At 55.1% G+C, this 1,391-nt stretch carries 2 protein-coding genes and 1 pseudogene; all 3 read right to left on the reverse strand.

Going from position 1 to position 1,391, the window contains the following annotated elements; all coding sequences use genetic code 11:
- Window positions 1-258 (reverse strand): annotated as a pseudogene (locus ACQKDV_RS19510) (hypothetical protein); the annotation flags it as partial.
- A complete protein-coding gene (locus ACQKDV_RS19515) occupies window positions 255-911 on the reverse strand; it encodes a hypothetical protein (RefSeq protein ID WP_427785870.1) in 657 nt (218 codons plus the stop codon). The pseudogene ACQKDV_RS19510 and the gene ACQKDV_RS19515, both read right to left, overlap by 4 nt.
- Before the next feature lie 296 nt (window positions 912-1,207).
- On the reverse strand, window positions 1,208-1,391 hold a 184-nt coding region (locus ACQKDV_RS19520; RefSeq protein WP_427785871.1), incomplete at its 5' end, for a hypothetical protein.

The raw sequence follows: 1,391 nt of genomic DNA on the forward strand, positions 1-1,391 counted from the left end.
GCGCCTTGCGCAATGTCCCTGTCTTTCCAGCTGAAGCATCGTGCTAATCAGGAACTCGGTTCCCCGGCTGACGAGGACGTAGTCGCCAGTAGCTACGTCCCGGAAGAGTGTTCCCTGGTAACCGCTGGGTCTATCTGAATATGCGACCGCTTCAAAAGTGCTTCCTCCTGCCGGGACCTCCTTCGGTCGTCCGTCACTCTCGAATTGGGGGGGGGAATATCCCGCGGCGACCAAATCGGCGTTGACGTTCTTGCTCATGGTGCGTCCTTCCTTGGAGTTGTTGAGAGGTTAAATGAAAAATATTCATTGCACTGAGGTTCGGGCACCATCTTGCTGAAGCCCTTTCCGCTTATGACAATTGCTGGAGAAATGCCGTCGTCATAAGGGCCTGGCTGAATTTTTTTCTTTGTGTATCGCGTCTCTGCGCCATCTTCCAGGGTTGTTGAGATCGAGAAGTAGGTGAACGACTTGGTCGCCTCTGTCTCCAGAAATGCTCCCACCAATTGGACCTTCCACTTGCACACCCCCCTTCCGTAGTAGTCCTTGCTCAGGACGCCGTCCCGGTAGAAGCTACCCTTGAAGGCGGTTTTGTTGACCCGTTCCAGCGGAATCTTGATGGTGTACTCGTCTGTGCCATAGCGGACTCCCTCGAAGTTGTCGATGGGAGGTAAACAGGCCTCGTCGGCAATCTTGTAACTGACATAGCCGCTCGAGGCCTGGATGTCGTCCGGCCCGTCACGCACGGTGAGGACAAGGTCGTACGGCTCCTTGGGTGAAGGATTCTTCTCGTACGGGGGAGGCGCGCGCTCTTTGCTTCCACATGCCGCCAGCAGCGGCAACGTCAGGAGCAAGGCATAAAGTGCCCGCGAGACACCGAGTACATGGAACAGCTTCCCTTCACGTTCCTTCATTGTTCGGACCAGCATCCTCTAGTACTCAAAAGATACGGCCGCGGATGGGTGCTTTTCAAATCGGCAAGACCTCATGGTCGAATGCGTGACGCCCATCACTTATCAATAGCCAGATTCAGGCAGTGAAGTCACTTCACCAGGTTGGATGCGTCACCGGAGATAGCCGCTGGGTCTGTCTACATATGCGACGGCGACAAACGTTTCGCCCCCTGCATGGACTTGTTCCGGTCGTCCGTCACTCTCGAACTGAGGGGCGCAATATGCGGCACTGGCCAGATCGGCGTTGACGTTCCTGCTCATTGCATGTCCTTCCCTGGAGTTGTGGAAATAATTATCGAAAAGTAGTTGCTGCGCTGATCCTCGGGGACATCCCTGGTGAAGCCTTCCTCATCCGTGATATTTGCCGGGTGCTTTTTGCCGTCATCGCTTAACAGGCTGCTGAAATACCAGTCGCCACGCGAGGCGCCACAGTCAACATTT

The organism is Stenotrophomonas sp. NPDC077659, assembly GCF_050268705.1.
In the GTDB taxonomy this organism is placed as follows: Bacteria; Pseudomonadota; Gammaproteobacteria; order Xanthomonadales; family Xanthomonadaceae; genus Stenotrophomonas.

Excerpts from the sequence above, each read along its gene's own strand:
- ACQKDV_RS19515 (WP_427785870.1), bottom strand. The coding sequence starts at position 911 with ATGAAGGAACGTGAAGGGAAGCTGTTCCATGTACTCGGTGTCTCGCGG.